Origin of the sequence: Streptosporangium brasiliense, assembly GCF_030811595.1 — a bacterium.
Taxonomy (GTDB): Bacteria; Actinomycetota; Actinomycetes; order Streptosporangiales; family Streptosporangiaceae; genus Streptosporangium; species Streptosporangium brasiliense.
In genome coordinates this window covers 5,416,660-5,431,763 of record NZ_JAUSRB010000002.1, presented here as the reverse complement: position 1 = coordinate 5,431,763, position 15,104 = coordinate 5,416,660, and the positions used below count along the sequence as shown (strand labels likewise).

The following is a 15,104-nucleotide window of genomic DNA, read 5'->3' as shown; positions in this document are numbered from 1 at the left end:
TTCAGACGCGGGCGGCCGCCAGACCCGGCACCGGGCCGGCGGTCCGCAGGTAGCAGGCCCAGGTCACCAGCGCGCACATCGCGTAGAAGCCGGCGAAGGCGGCCAGCGCGGCGCCCGCGCCCCCGGTGGCGGCGATGGAGCTGCCGAACCCCCGGTTGATGAAGAAGCCGCCGAACGCGCCGATGGCGGAGATGATCCCGACCGCGGCGGAGGCGTCGCGCTTGCCGGTGGCCAGGGCGCTGTCGTAGGCGGGCGTGCCGGGGGCGATCCCCGCGGTGGCCTTGGCCCGGAAGATGGCCGGGATCATCCGGTAGGTGGAGCCGTTGCCGACGCCGGTGGTGGCGATCAGGAGCATGTAGGCCCCGAAGAAGAGCCCGAAGCCGTGCTGGGCCACGCCCTGCCAGACCAGCGCCGCCGCGCCCGCCATGGCGGCGAAGTTGACGAGCGTCACCCGGGCCCCGCCGAGCCGGTCGGACAGCCAGCCTCCGACCGGGCGGATCAGCGAGCCGAGGAGCGGGCCGACGAAGGCCAGCCCGATCAGGGAGGTCTGCTCGGGGAACTGGCTCTTGATGAGCAGCGGGAAGGCGGTGGAGTAGCCGATGAAGGAGCCGAAGGTGCCGATGTAGAGGACGGACATGATCCAGGTCTGGGCCCGTCCGGCGATCTTCAGCTGGTCTCTCGGGCCGGCCTTGGCGGAGGTCAGGTTGTCCATGAAGAAGTAGGCGCCGGCCGCGGCGGCCACGATGAACGGGATCCAGAACAGCCCGGCGGCGGCCAGCCCGAAGGCGCCGATCACCAGTGGCATGACGAGCTGGACGGAGCTGACGCCGATGTTGCCGCCGGCCGCGTTGAGGCCGAGCGCCGCCCCCTGCTTGGACTGGGGATAGAAGTAGGTGATGTTGGCCATGCTGGAGGCGAAGTTGCCGCCGCCCAGGCCGGCGGTGGCGGCGATCAGCAGGAACACCCAGTACGGCGTGCCCGGGTCGCTCACCGCCACGGCCAGCAGCACCGCGGGGACGAGCAGGAGCAGCGCGCTGATCACGGTGAAGTTCCGGCCGCCGAACCTGGCCGGGGCGAAGGTGTAGGGGATGCGCAGCGCCGAGCCGATCAGATTGGGCAGCGAGACGATCCAGAAGAGCTGGTCGGTGGAGAACTCGTAGGAGCCGAGCTGCACGGTCACGATGCTCCACACCGTCCAGAGGGTGAAGCCGAGATGCTCGGCGAAGACCGAGAAGATCAGGTTGCGCCGGGCGACCTTCCGTCCCTCCCGGTCCCAGAATGCCGGGTCGTCGGGCCGCCACTCGCTGATCCAGCGCTTCGCCATCGTTCCTCCTGGGTCCTCAAAAAAGGAAGGTCTTCGAAAACCTAGAAGTGAGGCGTTACGCACATTCACGCTCTGTGATGGTGCACGGGTTACGTGTGACTAACCTCCGAAATGTGCAATGCACAGGCCGCACATACGTAACGTCCTGGAAACATGCCGATCCCGCCGGTCACGGTTGAGGCAATGCGACAATGGGAATCGTGTGCGTGTCAGTCCGTCGCCTCGGGGAGTGCGTGTGGCCGTCCAGCCGATCCGACCCTTCGCAGATCCAGTGCTACGGACCGTAGCCGAACCCGTGACCGTCTTCGACCGCGAGCTGCGCGGCCTGGTCAAGTCCCTCCAGGCGACCATGCGCGCCGGAGCCGGCCGCGCGGGGCTGGCCGCCCCGCAGATCGGCGTCCCGCTGCGTGTCCTCGTCTACGCGGTGGAGGGCAGGTCGGGCCATCTGATCAACCCGCGCCTGGAGCCCTCGGAGCGGACGGTCGTGGCCGACGAGGCCTGCCTGTCGGCGCCCGGCCTGTGGTGGCCGCTGGAACGCTCCTACATGGTCACCGCCCGCGGCCGCGACATGTTCGGCAGGCCCGTCACCATCCGTGCCCTGGGCATGCTCGCCCGGGTCCTCCAGCACGAGGCCGACCACCTCGACGGAGTCCTGTTCGCCGACCGCCTCCCCGCCGACGAGCGCGAGCGATTCCTGCAGGCCGTCCCCTCCTGACCGGCGCCGCCGGCCCCGCGCGCCGACCCGCCGCCGAGACATTTGCCCATCATGCCGCTGACCTGTAGCCTTTGATAGTTGCAGTCGAAGTTCTCGATGGTGCTTGTCATCACAGGCACTCACAGGAAGACCGCCGACAGCGGGCGTTACAGTTTCTCCGGATGGTTTCCGCGGATGCTTGGTAGGGTCCGCAACGCAGCCCCGGACCGTCGACCTGATGGTTCGGTGAGGCTCCCAATGAGGAGAAGTAGTTTTGTCTGAGGGCACTGTTAAGTGGTTCAACGCCGAAAAGGGCTTCGGGTTCATCGCGCCGGATGACGGCAGCGCCGATGTCTTCGTGCACTACTCGGCGATCAACTCCGGTGGTTACCGCACCCTGGAGGAGAACCAGCGTGTCAGTTTCACCACCACGCAGGGCCAGAAGGGCCCGCAGGCCGACCAGGTTCAGGTCATCTGACCTGTTCTAAAAGGCTTCCATCCAGGCCCGCACCGCTCCGGCGGTGCGGGCCTGGATCTTTTTTTACCGATTCTTTCGGCCCGCCACCCGGCCCGTGCGCCGAGCTCCGGAACGGCTCTCCGCGGGTGCCGGGCAGCGCCGGGTGTCGGGTCAGGGGATGCGCGAGAGCCGGATCAGCGTGCTGGCGTGGTCGGTCGTCAGGTCGAGGCTGAGACCGTGCTGGAGCAGGACTGCGCCGTGGTGGAGACCGCCGCTGTCGTCGTCGCGGTAGACGGCGGCCGGGTCGAGACCCAGCAGGCGGACCGGCAGGACCGGTCCGGCCGCCCGGCGGGGCTGCTGCCAGCCGAGGACCACGGTCTGCGCGCCGTCGCGGCTGACGTACTGGACGGCGGTGCGGCCGGCGTGGGTGCCGAGCCGGTACTGCACTCCGTGCTGGACGGTTCCGCGGATCTCCTTGTACAGGGTGACGAGCTCGGTGGCTTCGACGAGTTCGGCGGCCGACCATTCCAGCAGGTTGCCGCCGATGCCGAGGACGCCCGCCATGGCGACGTGGAAGCGGAAGCGCAGCGGCAGGGCGCGGCGGGTGAGGTAGTTGGGGCTGTCGGTGACCCAGGCGGCCATGGTGCGGGCGGGGTAGAGCTGGCTGTAGCCGTCCTGGATGGCGATGCGGTCGACGGCGTCGGTGTTGTCGGAGACCCAGGCCTCGTCGGTGCGGGCGAGCATGCCGAGGTCGGCCCGGCCGCCGCCGCCCGCGCAGGTCTGGACGCGCAGGTGGGGGTGGTCCTCACGGAGGCGGTCGATGACGGAGTGGACGCCGTGGACGTGGTCGAACCACAGGCGGGTGGCGTCCGGGCCGGCGTCGGGCCATCCGGCTTCGGTGAACGCGCGGTTCATGTCCCATTTGAGGTAGTCGATGGCGTGGTCGCGGAGCAGCGCGTCGAGCCATTCGTGCGCCCAGCTCACGACATCGGGGCGGGCGAAGTTGAGGACCAGCTGGTTGCGCAGGGTGGTGCGGGCGCGGTGCGGCATGTGCAGCACCCAGTCGGGGTGGGCACGGTAGAGATCGCTGTCGGGGTTGACCATCTCCGGTTCGACCCACAGGCCGAAGCGCATGCCGAGCCGGTGCACCTCGTCGATGAGCGGGGTCAGGCCGGACGGGAAGGCGATGGGGTTGACGTGCCAGTCGCCGAGGCCGGCGTCGTCGCTGTCGCGGGCGCCGAACCAGCCGTCGTCCATCACGAACAGCTCGGCGCCGACGGCGGCGGCCCGGGCGGCGAGGTCCTTCTGGTTGGTCTCGGTGACTGCCCAGCCGGTGGCCTCCCAGGAGTTGTAGACGACCGGGCGGACGGTGTCGGGGTCGGGCAGGACGTGCCGGGCGATGTGGTCGTGCCAGGCGCGGCTGGTGCTCCCGAACCCACCCGCCTGGTAGAGGCCGAGGAACGGCGGGGTCTGCCGGCTCTGGCCGGCGGGCAGCCGCCAGGACAGCCCCTCATGGCCGAAGCCGCCGGTCCAGGTCAGCCGTCCGGTGGGCGAGTGGTCGACGGTGACGCGCCAGCTTCCGCTCCAGGCCAGGGCCGTGCTCCAGACGTCGCCGTGCTCCTCGGTGGCCGTCCCGTCGTCGATCATCAGCCAGGGGTGGGCCTGGTGGCTGGACAGGCCGCGCCTGCTGGTCAGGACCGTCTCGCCGATCGGCAGCGCGACGCGTTCCAGCTGGAACTCGCCGGCCCACGCGCCGGTGATGTGGCTGAGGCGGTAGCCGGCGCGCAACGGCGCGGTCCAGGCCGCGGAGTCGGCGCGGGCCAGAACCAGGGGATCCTCGCCCTCCTGACCGGTGTGGCGCAGCGTCAGCCGGCGTTCGATCACGTCGCTGCCCTCGTGCAGCCGGTAGTGCAGCTCGACCTCCAGCGGATGGCGGCGGTCGCGCAGGTGCAGCACCAGGCCGTCGTCCGAGATCACATGCCCGGCGAAACGCCATTCGGCCTTCGACGTCCCGTCGGGGAAGACCGGCAGGAGGCTCTGCGGGCCGAAGCCGTCGGTGACCAGCTCACCGCCCTCGCCGGCCGGGCTCTCGAAACTGCTGTCGGCTGGCCGGAGCCGGTCGGGGACGCTCCCCGCCTGGGCGAGCGTGAGCGGCGGCCCCCAGTACACGTGCCTGGGCACGTCCTCGCCGTCGAGCCGGACCGCGTAGGCGGAGCCGGGGGTGCGCAGCAGCCACAGCCGATGTGCGGGGTCGAACTGGACGGAGGGAGGCGTGGCAGGCAACAGGACTCCAAGGATCAAGGGGTTTGCCCGTAGCGTAGGCCGGAGTCAGGCAGAAATACATTCTTGACGAAGTTAATTTATTGACCGTACTGTTCCGGCATGCCGCGCATCGCACCCTCCAGGGCGCCCATCACCAGCCCGGCGGCCGCGACCGTCTTCGAGCTGGTGCTGACATCGGCTCGGGGCTGGTCGTCAACGGAGGTCTGGTCTCCGGCGCGTACGGCGTCGCCGGGGAGATCGGGCACGTGCCGGTCGCCGAGTCCGGCCCGCCATGCCACTGCGGCGGGACCGGCTGCGTGGAGGCGATCGCTTCGACCGAGGCGATCGTCACCCGGACGAGGCACGTCACCGGCGAGGCGGAACTGACCATGGCACAGGCCGTGGAGCGGGCCCGCGCCGGTGACCCGGCCGTCCGCGAGGTGTTCGCCCGCGCCGGTCACGCCATCGGACGAGGTCTGGCGGCCCTGGTCAACCTGTTCGGCCCGGAACGGGTGGTCGTGTCGGGCGAGGGCCTGGAGGCCTTCGGCCTCTTCGAGGACCGGCTCCGGCGGACCTTCGCCGCGCAGGCCTTCGGCAGCGCGGCCCGCTGCGAGCTCCTGCTGCGCCCGCTCCCCTTCGAGGAATGGGCCCGCGGCGCCGCAGCGGTCGCCGTGCGGAGCCTGTTCACCCCCGCCTGACCCTCACATACCCGTTCACGGTCACCGGCCCTGCCCGTCCTTTGAGTCACCCTGTCCTTCAGTCCGGCAACTACTACATCCCTCCATGAGCGTGGGGGTGGCCGTCTCGATGGCCACCCCCACACCCATGCGCCCTTGCCGCCCCGGGTCCGGTGAGGGCCGCCGGCCGGCTCGGGGCCCGTCTCCGGGCGCCCTCCGTCGCCGGCGGGCGCCGTCGCCGCGGGGACGGGCCGTCAGAGCCTGACGCCGAGCAGCGCGTCCACGATGTCCGTCACGAGCGCGGGCGCCCCGGGGTCGGCGCCACCCCCGGCCAGCGCCCGGTCGGCCCAGGCGTCGACGACCGCGAGCGCTCCGGGGGTGTCCAGGTCGTCGGTCATGCGGGCGCGGATCTCCGCGAGCACGGTCTCCGCCTCCGGGCCGGCCGGCAGGCCGGTGGCGGCGCGCCAGCGCGCCAGCCGTGCCTCGGCGGAGGCGAGCTGGTCGGCGGTCCACTCCCAGTCGCTGCGGTAGTGGTGCGCCAGCAGGGACAGCCGGATGGCCATCGGGTCGGTCTCCTGGCGGAGCCGGGAGACGAAGACCAGGTTGCCCTTGGACTTGGACATCTTCTCGCCGTCGAGGGCGACCATGCCCGCGTGCACGTAGGCCCTGGCGAAGGGCCACTCGTTGCAGGCGACGTGGCCCTCGTGGGCGCCGCACTCGTGGTGGGGGAAGATCAGGTCGGAGCCGCCGCCCGCGACGTCGAACCCGCTGCCCAGGTTGGCCAGCGCGATCGCGGTGCACTCGATGTGCCAGCCGGGCCTGCCCCGGCCGAACGGCGAGGGCCAGGACGGCTCACCGGGGCGCTCGGCGCGCCAGAGCACCCAGTCGAGCGGGTGCTTCTTGCCGGGCCTGTCGGGGTCGCCGCCGCGCTGGCCGGCCAGGTCGATCATCCGCTCCTCGGAGTATCCCGAGACGGCGCCGAACTTCGGCGCCGCGGAGACGTCGAAGTAGACGTCCCCGTCGAGGACGTAGGTGGCCCCCTTGTCGCGCAGGAGCTCGATCAGCTCGGCGACCTGGTCGATCACCTCGGTGACGCCGACGTATTCGCGCGGGGGGAGGATCCGCAGCGCCTCCATGTCGGTGCGGAACAGCTCGATCTCCCGCTCGGCGAGCTCCCGCCAGTCCTGCCCGGTCTGTTCGGCACGTTCCAGGAGCGGATCGTCCACGTCGGTGGTGTTCTGGGTGAAGTGGACGTCATGACCGGCGTCCTGCCAGACCCGGTTGACCAGGTCGAAGGCGAGGTAGGTGTTGGCGTGCCCCAGATGGGTGGCGTCGTAGGGCGTGATGCCGCAGACGTACAGCCGCGCCGTGGGGCCGGGCTGGGTGGGGCCGACCTCTCCTGCGGCGGTGTCGAACAACCGCAGCGGAGCACCAACACCAGGGAGCCGAGGGACCTTCGGCGCAGACCACGATCTCATGTATTGAGCCTATCCAGCGGACGGACCGCCCCGATCAGCCCGGGGCGGTGGGGACACGGGGCACTCATGTCAACCGCCGGAGCTCGGCCCGTCATTCCGGCAGGACGCGACGGAAGGCCGCCGGATCGCGTGGATCATCGGTGAAGTCGTAGCGGACCCCGCCGGCGGCCAGCGCCAGCAGGGTGACCGACAGGGAGCCGTAGGCCCGCCCGTCGGGCAGCTCCTGATGGATGATCATGGTGCGGGGATCCTCGGGGGGCAGGCCCGCCCCGGTCGCGAGCTCCCGCCACTCCCCCCAGGGGGCGTCGAGGGCCGGGGGACGGCCGGCCTTGGCGAAGAGCGGGCGGAAGAACGCGACGCGCTCGTTGTCGTCGCCCTGCTCCCAGCCGCTGTTGACGATCATGTGGGTCCCGGCGGGGAGCTCGTCCACCCCCAGCTCCGTCCCGTTCCAGTGCCACACCCGGGCCCCACCGGGATCGGCCAGGACCAGGTGGAAGGGGTCGTAGCGGGTCAGGTCCAGGTCCGGCAGGCGGCCTGCGGCCGCCGCCCGCAGCGGCAGCTCGCCCCGGGAACGGCGCGTGTCCTCCGGCGCGAGCAGGCCGCGGCCGTTGAGCAGCGCGCCCACCCGCCTGGCCGCGGGGTCGACGGCCAGCCAGGTGCCTCCCGCCTGGAGGTCGCGCCCGCCGATCAGGCCCGGCCAGTGCTCGGCCGGAGGGAGCCAGGGCCGGGTGGTGAACTCATCGCGCACCCCGACGAGGATCAGGGGGATCTCGGCGCTCGGATCGATGCTGACGACAACCGTGCACATGCCCGGCAGGGTACGCCCCCGCCGGGGACCGCCTCAGATCGGGGGCCAGGGGATCGCGGGCCAGTCCTGGGAGGGCAGCGGGTGCAGGCCGGTGTCGAGCAGCCTGCGGACCCGGGACCAGGTGGCCTCGACCTCGGCCAGGGTGAGCAGCTCGCGGAGCCGGCGGCCCAGGCGCCCCTGCTCCAGGTCCCGCTCAAGGCGGGCCAGGACGTTCATGGCCTCCCGGGACAGGGGCTTGCCGCGCCACTGCCAGAGCACGGTGCGGAGCTTGTCGTCGGCGGAGAAGGAGACGCCGTGGTCGACCCCGTGGATGTGGCCGTCGACCAGCGGGAGCAGATGGCCGCCCTTGCGGTCGGCGTTGTTGACGACGGCGTCGAAGACGGCCATCCGGCGCAGCGCGGGCAGCCGGCTGCGGATGAGCGCCATCAGGTCGACCTCGGGGTCGGTGTCGATCCAGAGCTGGCACATGCCGGGGCCGAAGGGGCCGTCGCGGTAGACGGTCGGCGGGACGATCCGCCAGCCGGTCGCCGCCGAGACCTCGAAGGCGGCCACCTCCCGGGCGGCCAGGGTGCCGTCGGGGAAGTCCCAGAGCGGGCGCTCCCCGCGTACGGGCTTGTAGACGCAGGCCGCCACGTGCCCGCCGAGCCGTACGGAACAGTAGAGCGTCATGTTGCTCGCTTCGATCAGCCGGCCCTCGACCTCCAGCCGACCGTCGCGGAGCAGACGCAGAGCGGTCTCGTCGTCCAACCCCCTCGCGGGCGCCGCGCTCAGCGTGGGCTCGCTTTCGGCACTCATTCGCCTCCCTCGACCGATGAAGCGCTACTACCCCGGTAACCATTGAGACGCACGCAGATATGCCCGTCGGCATCGAGCGGCTGGCCGCAGAGCGGACAGGGTGGACGGCCCGCCGCGACGAGGGCCATGGCGCGTTTGGTGAAGGCCCGGGCCACGCCGGGACTGATGTGCACGCGCAGCACCGCGGGCTCGGCGGCCTCGGTGAGCCCGGCCAGCGAGGACTCCTCGAACTCCTCGTCCTCGGCGACGATCTCCTGGGCCTCGATCACCACCTGCGCGGTGTCGGCGTCCCAGGCCAGGGCCATCGTGCCGACTTTGAAGTCCTCGCTGATCGGCACGTCGAGCGGGCCGTTGTCGGTCAGCCCGGCGGGGGCGGCGGCCGGGACCTGGGCGGTCCCGCCGCTGCGCCGCAGGACCTCGTCGAGGAGCTCGTCCAGCCGGTCGGCCAGCGCGGCGACCTGGAACTTCTCCAGCCCCACGGTGGTCAACCGGCCCTGTCCCCGGGCCTGCAGGAAGAAGGCTCGTGATCCCGGTTGCCCAACGGCACCGGCCACAAACCTCTCGGGTGGGTCATAGTCGAAGACCGGCATAGCCCGACCTTACGTGGTCCCGGCTCCGCCGCCGACTGCGGCATCGCTCCCGGTGAGATTTTCTCCCCCGTCGCCATCCTCCGAACCCTCCGGGGGACGCAGTCCTGTCACATCTCCGCCGACGTCGTTGAGCCTGAGCACGAAGGGACGCAAGGGGGTGTAGCGGATCGCGGTGAGCGAGGCGGGATCGGCCGCTATCCGCTGGAACTGGTCCAGATGGAGCCCCATCGCGTCGGCCACGATGGCCTTGATCACGTCTCCGTGACTGCAGACGAGATAGACCGCCTCCGGGCCCAGGCGCTCGTTCCACTCCCTGACGGCGGTCACCGCCCGGTGCTGGACGGCGGGCAGGGATTCTCCCCCGGGGAAGGTCACGGCGCTCGGATGGGTCTGCACGACCTTCCAGAGGGGATCCTTGGCGAGCTCGCCGAGCGGGCGGCCCGTCCACTCGCCGTAGCGGCACTCGCCGAACCGCTCGTCGGTCTGCACCCGCGCCACCCGGCCGTCGGCGATCGCCTGGGCGGTCTCCTGGCAGCGCTCCAGCGGGCTGGAGACGATCGCGTCCAGCTCCAGCGTCGCCAGCCGCGCGGCCAGCGCCTCCGCCTGCGCCTGGCCCGCCGTGCTGAGATGGACATCCGGGGTCCAGCCGGCCAGCACCGGACCGGTCAGGTGGGTCAGGCCGTGTCTGGCCAGCAACAAGGTCGTCACGTGGCCAAGTCTTGCAGGCTTCACTCCACTACTTTTAACTGCCCGACCGGTAACCTGGCCGGATCATGGAGCAGCGCTATGTGGGCCGGAGCGGCCTGTCGGTATCCCGCCTCGGGCTGGGGACGATGACATGGGGACGTGACACCGGCGCCGAGGAGGCCGCGGCGCAGCTCCGCACGTTCGCCGAGGCCGGCGGCACCCTCATCGACACCGCGGACGTCTACACGGGCGGCGAGGCCGAGAGGCTGCTGGGCAGGCTGATCCGCGACGCGGTGCCGCGCTCGGAGCTGGTGCTGTCGACCAAGGCCGTGCTCACCCCCGCCGGGCGCCGGCCGCGCGACGCCTCCCGCCGGCACCTGATCGCCGCCATCGACGCCTCGCTGACCCGTCTCGGGGTCAACGAGGTGGAGCTGTGGCAGCTGCACGCCTTCGACCCGGACGTCCCCCTGGAGGAGACCCTGGCCGCGGTGGACGCCATCGTGTCCTCGGGCCGGGCGGCCTACGCCGGGGTGTGCGACTACACCGGCTGGCAGCTCGCGGCGGCCGCCGTCGGACAGCGGGCGGTCCCCGGCCGGGTGCCGATCGTCGCGGCCCAGGTCGAATACTCGCTGCTGGCCAGGGAGGCCGAGCGCGAGCTGGTCCCGGCCGCCGAGCACGTCGGCGCCGGGGTGCTCGCCTGGTCGCCGCTCGGCCGGGGGGTGCTGACCGGCAAATACCGCACGGGCATCCCCGCCGACTCGCGGGCCGCGACCCCGCACTTCGCCGACTTCGTCACGCCCTACCTGGACGAGAGGTGCCGGCGGGTCGTGGAGTCGGTGACGACCGCGGCCGAGGGGCTGGGCGTCTCACCTCTGTCGGTCGCCCTGTCCTGGGTCCGCGACCAGCCCGGGGTGACCTCGGCGATCGTCGGTGCCCGCACCCACGCCCAGCTCTCCGGCGTGCTCCAGGCCGAGGACCTCACCCTGCCGATGGAGATCAGGGAGGCGCTCGACGACGTCTCCGCGGACTGAGACCCGCGCGGACGTCCCCGCGGCCCGCGCAGGCGGAACGCCGTGGGGACGGGAGACGAGGAGAGAATGAGAATCCATCTCGCGTATCACTAGTCGATACCGAATCGCAACTTTACCTGGAAAACTCCGGCCTCCCCACAAAACTGTCAATGAGCGACGGGAGGGGGCGCCCGGATGTCGGCGAGGTCCGACCGTTGATGGGCAAGGGGGGCAATTGCGAACTGCGATCTCTGCCGGTGCGCTGGCGCTGGCGCTGAGCGGCGGGATCTTCACGGCCGCGGCCGCGGCCGCGAGCGCCGCGCAACCGGACTGCGACAACGGCGGGCTGCTCGGCGGGGTGACGGGCGGTCTGTGCAAGGCCGTGGACACCGTCGGCGACGTCGTGGAGGGGGTGACGGACGCCGTGGCGCCCCCGGCCGCCAAGAAGGAGGACGGCGCCCCCGGCGCCGCAGGCGCCTCCGAGGAGACGGAGGAGGCGTCCGTGAAGAGCGCCGAGGCCCCGCCGCCCGCCTCCGCCCCGTCCCCCTCCGCCTCCGACACCCGGGCCGCGCCGGAGCCGCCCGCCGACGACAGTCTGCTGCCCAAGGCCCTCGACGACGTCTGCCTGCCGCTGGTGGCCTCACCCGAGTGCACGAGCCCGTCGGCGATCTCCGCCCCGGAGAAGCCGGAGAAGACCGAGCAGCCACCTGCGCGGCCGAGCCCCCGCCCCTCACCGAGCGGCAGGAGCGAGCCGGCCGAGCGGAAGGCGGTGCCGCTGCCGGTGGAGCCGCTGCGCCCGTCGGAGACCCGCACGCGCGTCCCCGACGTCAGGGAGCCGGTGGCCCCCCGGCCCTCGCCCGTGGTCGACGCCGAGGCGCCCCGGGTCGAGCTGCTGTGGCCCCGCCCCGCCATGCAGGAGTTCCAGCGGCGCATGCAGGAGCTTCAGACGCGCAGGACCGACGGGCGGCCCCTGAGGCCCACCCGGTCGTCCGACACGCTGGGCACCGTGCTCACCACCGCCCTGCTGCTCGCGGCGATCCTCGCCGTCCGCCTGCTGTACGCCAGGCGGGCCGAGGAGGAGTCGATGCCGTTCGAGCCGCTCCGGATGGGCCGGCACCGGACGGCCTAGCCGTGTCGGCCGGGCCGTCCGGGCACGTGCGCGTCCCTCAGGCGCCGATCGCGTGCACGCCGCCGTCGACGTGGACGATCTCACCGGTCGTGGCCGGGAACCAGTCGGACATCAGCGCGAGGCAGGCCTTGGCCGCGGGCACGGTGTCGCCCAGGTCCCAGCCGAGCGGCGCCTTGTCCGGCCAGCTGTCCTCGAACTCCTTGAAGCCCGGGATGCTCTTGGCCGCCATCGTGCGCAGCGGCCCGGCCGCGACCAGGTTGACGCGGATGCCGTGCTTGCCCAGGTCGCGGGCCAGGTAGCGGGAGCACGACTCCAGGCCGGCCTTGGCCACGCCCATCCAGTCGTAGACGGGCCAGGCCTTGCTGGCGTCGAAGTCGAGGCCGACGACCGCGCCGCCCTCCTTCATCAGCGGCAGGCAGGCTACGGCCAGCGACTTGAACGAGTAGGTGGACACGTGCAGGGCGGTGGCCACGTCCTCCCACGAGGTGTTCAGGAAGTTTCCGCCCAGGCAGCTCTGCGGGGCGAAGCCGATGGAGTGCACCACGCCGTCGAGCCCGTCCAGGTGCTCGCCGACCCGGTCGGCCAGCGAGTCGAGGTGCTCGACGTTCTGCACGTCCAGCTCGATCACCGGCGGCGGCTCGGGGAGCCGTTTGGCGATGCGCTCGACCAGGCTGAGGCGGCCGAAACCGGTCAGCACGACCTTCGCGCCCTCCTCCTGGGCCAGCTTGGCGACGGAGAAGGCGATCGAGGCGTCGGTCAGGACGCCGGTGACCAGGATGCGCTTGCCTTCGAGGATTCCCATGTCAGTGCCCCATTCCCAGGCCGCCGTCCACGGGGATGACGGCCCCGGTGATGTAGGCGGCGTCCTCGCTCGCCAGGAACTTGACCACACGCGCGACCTCGTCGGCGCTGGCGTAGCGGCCCAGCGGGATGTTCTTGCGGATCTGCTCCTGGTACGCCTCGTCGAGCGCGGCGGTCATGTCGGTCTCCACGAAGCCCGGGGAGACCACGTTGACCGTGATGCCGCGCGAGCCGAGCTCCCGGGCCACCGACCGGGCGAAGCCGATCATCCCGGCCTTGGAGGCGGCGTAGTTGCTCTGCCCGGCCGAGCCGAGCATCGCCACCACCGAGGAGACCAGCACGATCCGGCCGCGCTTGAGCCGCAGCATGCCGCGCGTGGCGCGCTTGGCCACCCGGTAGGCACCGGTCAGGTTTGCGTCGATGACGTCGGTGAAGGCGTCCTCCTTCATCATCGGCAGCAGCGTGTCCTTGGTGATGCCCGCGTTGGCGACGAGCACCTCGACCGGGCCGTGCTCGGCCTCGACCTTCTCGAACGCCGCGTCGACGTCGGCCGTGCTGGTCACATCGCACCGCACGCCGAACAGCCCCTCGGGGGGCTCTCCGGAGCGGTAGGTCACGGCGACGGCGTCACCGGCCTGGGCGAGCTGGCGGGCGATCGCGAGGCCGATGCCGCGGTTGCCGCCGGTTACGAGAACAGATCGAGCCATAGAGCTGACGCTATCGGCTACCCGGGGGTAAACCTCTTGTCCGTGGGGGACAAGATCACAGGGCTAGGATCGTTGACATGCGCCAGATCGATCCCGATTTCCTCGCTCTGCCCATGAGGCGGCTGGCGGACGCGGCCCTGCAACGCGCCCGTGACCTCGGCGCCGAGCACGCCGACTTCCGGCTCGAGCGCGTCCGCTCGGAGACCCTGCGCCTGTCCGACGCCACGCTCGAAGGCTCCATCGACGCCGACGACCTCGGCTACGCCGTGCGGGTCGTCAAGAACGGCACCTGGGGGTTCGCCTCCGGCATCGAGCTCACCCCCGAGGCGGCCGTGCGGACCGCCGAGCAGGCGGTGGAGGTGGCGCTCATCTCCGCGGCGGTCAACCGCGAGCCCATCGAGCTGGCCCCCGAGCCGGTCCATTCCGACGTCACCTGGGTCTCGGCCTACGAGGTCGACCCGTTCGAGGTGCCGATGCGGGAGAAGGTCGCCCTGCTCGCCGGCTGGTCGGACGGCCTGCTGCGGGATCCGCGCGTGGACCACGTCCAGGCCTCGCTGAAGCAGGTCAAGGAGCAGAAGTTCTACGCCGACACCTCCGGCACCTCCACCACCCAGCAGCGGGTGCGGCTGCACCCGGAGCTGGAGGTGATGAAGGTCGACGGCGGGCGTTTCGAGTCGATGCGCACGCTGGCCCCGCCGGTCGGCCGGGGGTACGAATACCTCACCGGCACCGCCTGGGACTTCCCCGACGAGCTCGCCCGCCTCCCCGAACTGCTGGAGGAGAAGCTCAGGGCGCCGTCGGTCGAGGCCGGAAGCTACGACCTGGTCATCGACCCGTCCAACCTGTGGCTGACGATCCACGAGTCCATCGGGCACGCCACCGAGCTGGACCGGGCCCTCGGCTACGAGGCCGCCTACGCCGGCACCAGCTTCGCCACCTTCGACCAGCTCGGCAAGCTGGTCTACGGCTCGCAGGTGATGAACGTGGTCGGCGACCGCACCACCGAGCACGGCCTGTCCACGATCGGCTACGACGACGAGGGCGTGGCGGCCAAGCGCTTCGACATCGTCTCCGGCGGCGTCCTGGTCGGCTACCAGCTCGACCGGCGGATGGCGCGGCTGAAGGACCTCGGCGCCTCCAACGGCTGCGCCTTCGCCGACTCCCCCGGCAACATGCCGATCCAGCGCATGGCCAACGTCTCGCTGCTGCCGGCGCCCGACGGCCCCTCCACCGAGGGGCTGATCTCCGGGGTGGACCGCGGCATCTACGTCGTGGGCGACAAGAGCTGGTCCATCGACATGCAGCGATACAACTTCCAGTTCACCGGCCAGCGGTTCTACCGGATCGAGAACGGCAGGCTCGCCGGCCAGGTCCGCGACGTCGCCTACCAGGCCACCACCACCGACTTCTGGCGGTCGATGGCGGCCGTCGGCGGCCCGCAGACCTACGTGCTGGGCGGGGCGTTCAACTGCGGCAAGGGCCAGCCCGGCCAGGTCGCCCCGGTCAGCCACGGCTGCCCGTCGGCGCTCTTCCGCGACGTGCGCGTCCTCAACACCCTGCAGGAGAGCGGCAAATGAGCGGGCGCGGCGAGCGGGCCGGCGTCCGCGGCGGGCTCCGGGCCCCGGGCGGGGAGATCGTATGAGCGAGCGGATCGAAGGAAACGACATCTCGGCGAGCGCCTCGGC

Annotated in this window: 15 protein-coding genes; 6 read left to right on the top strand and 9 right to left on the bottom strand. The window is 71.6% G+C overall.

Features of this window, described 5'->3' with window-relative positions; all coding sequences use genetic code 11:
• Nucleotide 1 precedes the first annotated feature (1 nt).
• Entirely contained in the window at nucleotides 2-1,324 is a 1,323-nt protein-coding gene (locus J2S55_RS33415) for an MFS transporter (protein ID WP_306869024.1), read from the bottom strand.
• A gap of 202 nt (nucleotides 1,325-1,526) precedes the next feature.
• On the opposite strand from J2S55_RS33415, the gene def reads away from it, so the two are divergent.
• The gene (gene def, locus J2S55_RS33410; protein ID WP_306869023.1) at nucleotides 1,527-2,039 is read left to right on the top strand and encodes a peptide deformylase; all 513 of its coding nucleotides are present in this window, start codon (nucleotides 1,527-1,529) and stop codon (nucleotides 2,037-2,039) included.
• 253 nt (nucleotides 2,040-2,292) lie between these two features.
• Nucleotides 2,293-2,496: a cold-shock protein gene (locus tag J2S55_RS33405; RefSeq protein ID WP_306869021.1), complete on the top strand. Its 204-nt coding sequence runs from the start codon at nucleotides 2,293-2,295 to the stop codon at nucleotides 2,494-2,496.
• A 150-nt stretch (nucleotides 2,497-2,646) separates the two neighbouring features.
• Here the strand turns inward: J2S55_RS33405 and J2S55_RS33400 are convergent, their stop codons facing one another.
• Nucleotides 2,647-4,758 (bottom strand): alpha-galactosidase, encoded by a 2,112-nt coding sequence (locus J2S55_RS33400; protein ID WP_306869018.1) that lies wholly within the window; start codon nucleotides 4,756-4,758, stop codon nucleotides 2,647-2,649.
• A gap of 80 nt (nucleotides 4,759-4,838) precedes the next feature.
• On the opposite strand from J2S55_RS33400, the gene J2S55_RS33395 reads away from it, so the two are divergent.
• On the top strand, nucleotides 4,839-5,435 hold the full coding sequence (locus tag J2S55_RS33395; RefSeq protein ID WP_306869015.1) for an ROK family protein: 597 nt from the start codon (nucleotides 4,839-4,841) through the stop codon (nucleotides 5,433-5,435).
• A 233-nt stretch (nucleotides 5,436-5,668) separates the two neighbouring features.
• Here J2S55_RS33395 and mshC read toward each other — a convergent pair whose 3' ends face one another.
• From mshC to J2S55_RS33370, 5 genes are all read right to left on the bottom strand, one after another.
• Nucleotides 5,669-6,892 (bottom strand): cysteine--1-D-myo-inosityl 2-amino-2-deoxy-alpha-D-glucopyranoside ligase, encoded by a 1,224-nt coding sequence (gene mshC, locus J2S55_RS33390; RefSeq protein ID WP_306869012.1) that lies wholly within the window; start codon nucleotides 6,890-6,892, stop codon nucleotides 5,669-5,671.
• Nucleotides 6,893-6,983: 91 nt separating this feature from the next.
• On the bottom strand, nucleotides 6,984-7,700 hold the full coding sequence (locus J2S55_RS33385; protein ID WP_306869008.1) for an NRDE family protein: 717 nt from the start codon (nucleotides 7,698-7,700) through the stop codon (nucleotides 6,984-6,986).
• A gap of 33 nt (nucleotides 7,701-7,733) precedes the next feature.
• A complete protein-coding gene (locus J2S55_RS33380) occupies nucleotides 7,734-8,495 on the bottom strand; it encodes an SCO1664 family protein (RefSeq protein WP_306869005.1) in 762 nt (253 codons plus the stop codon).
• Nucleotides 8,492-9,085: a DUF3090 domain-containing protein gene (locus J2S55_RS33375; protein WP_306869003.1), complete on the bottom strand. Its 594-nt coding sequence runs from the start codon at nucleotides 9,083-9,085 to the stop codon at nucleotides 8,492-8,494. Before J2S55_RS33375 ends, J2S55_RS33380 begins: the two co-directional genes overlap by 4 nt.
• Before the next feature lie 9 nt (nucleotides 9,086-9,094).
• Nucleotides 9,095-9,793, bottom strand: a complete 699-nt coding sequence (locus J2S55_RS33370; protein WP_306869000.1) for a histidine phosphatase family protein — start codon at nucleotides 9,791-9,793, stop codon at nucleotides 9,095-9,097.
• Between the two features lie 65 nt (nucleotides 9,794-9,858).
• Between J2S55_RS33370 and J2S55_RS33365 the strand changes: the two genes are divergently transcribed.
• Nucleotides 9,859-10,803 (top strand): aldo/keto reductase, encoded by a 945-nt coding sequence (locus J2S55_RS33365; RefSeq protein WP_306868997.1) that lies wholly within the window; start codon nucleotides 9,859-9,861, stop codon nucleotides 10,801-10,803.
• Between the two features lie 214 nt (nucleotides 10,804-11,017).
• Complete coding sequence (locus J2S55_RS33360) at nucleotides 11,018-11,911, top strand: hypothetical protein (protein ID WP_306868993.1); 894 nt, start codon at nucleotides 11,018-11,020, stop codon at nucleotides 11,909-11,911.
• A gap of 37 nt (nucleotides 11,912-11,948) precedes the next feature.
• Here J2S55_RS33360 and fabI read toward each other — a convergent pair whose 3' ends face one another.
• A complete protein-coding gene (gene fabI, locus J2S55_RS33355) occupies nucleotides 11,949-12,713 on the bottom strand; it encodes an enoyl-ACP reductase FabI (protein WP_306868990.1) in 765 nt (254 codons plus the stop codon).
• A gap of 1 nt (nucleotide 12,714) precedes the next feature.
• Nucleotides 12,715-13,419, bottom strand: coding sequence for a beta-ketoacyl-ACP reductase (locus J2S55_RS33350; protein WP_306868987.1), 705 nt, complete (start codon nucleotides 13,417-13,419; stop codon nucleotides 12,715-12,717).
• 77 nt (nucleotides 13,420-13,496) lie between these two features.
• On the opposite strand from J2S55_RS33350, the gene J2S55_RS33345 reads away from it, so the two are divergent.
• The gene (locus J2S55_RS33345; RefSeq protein WP_306868984.1) at nucleotides 13,497-14,996 is read left to right on the top strand and encodes a TldD/PmbA family protein; all 1,500 of its coding nucleotides are present in this window, start codon (nucleotides 13,497-13,499) and stop codon (nucleotides 14,994-14,996) included.
• Nucleotides 14,997-15,104: the final 108 nt, after the last annotated feature.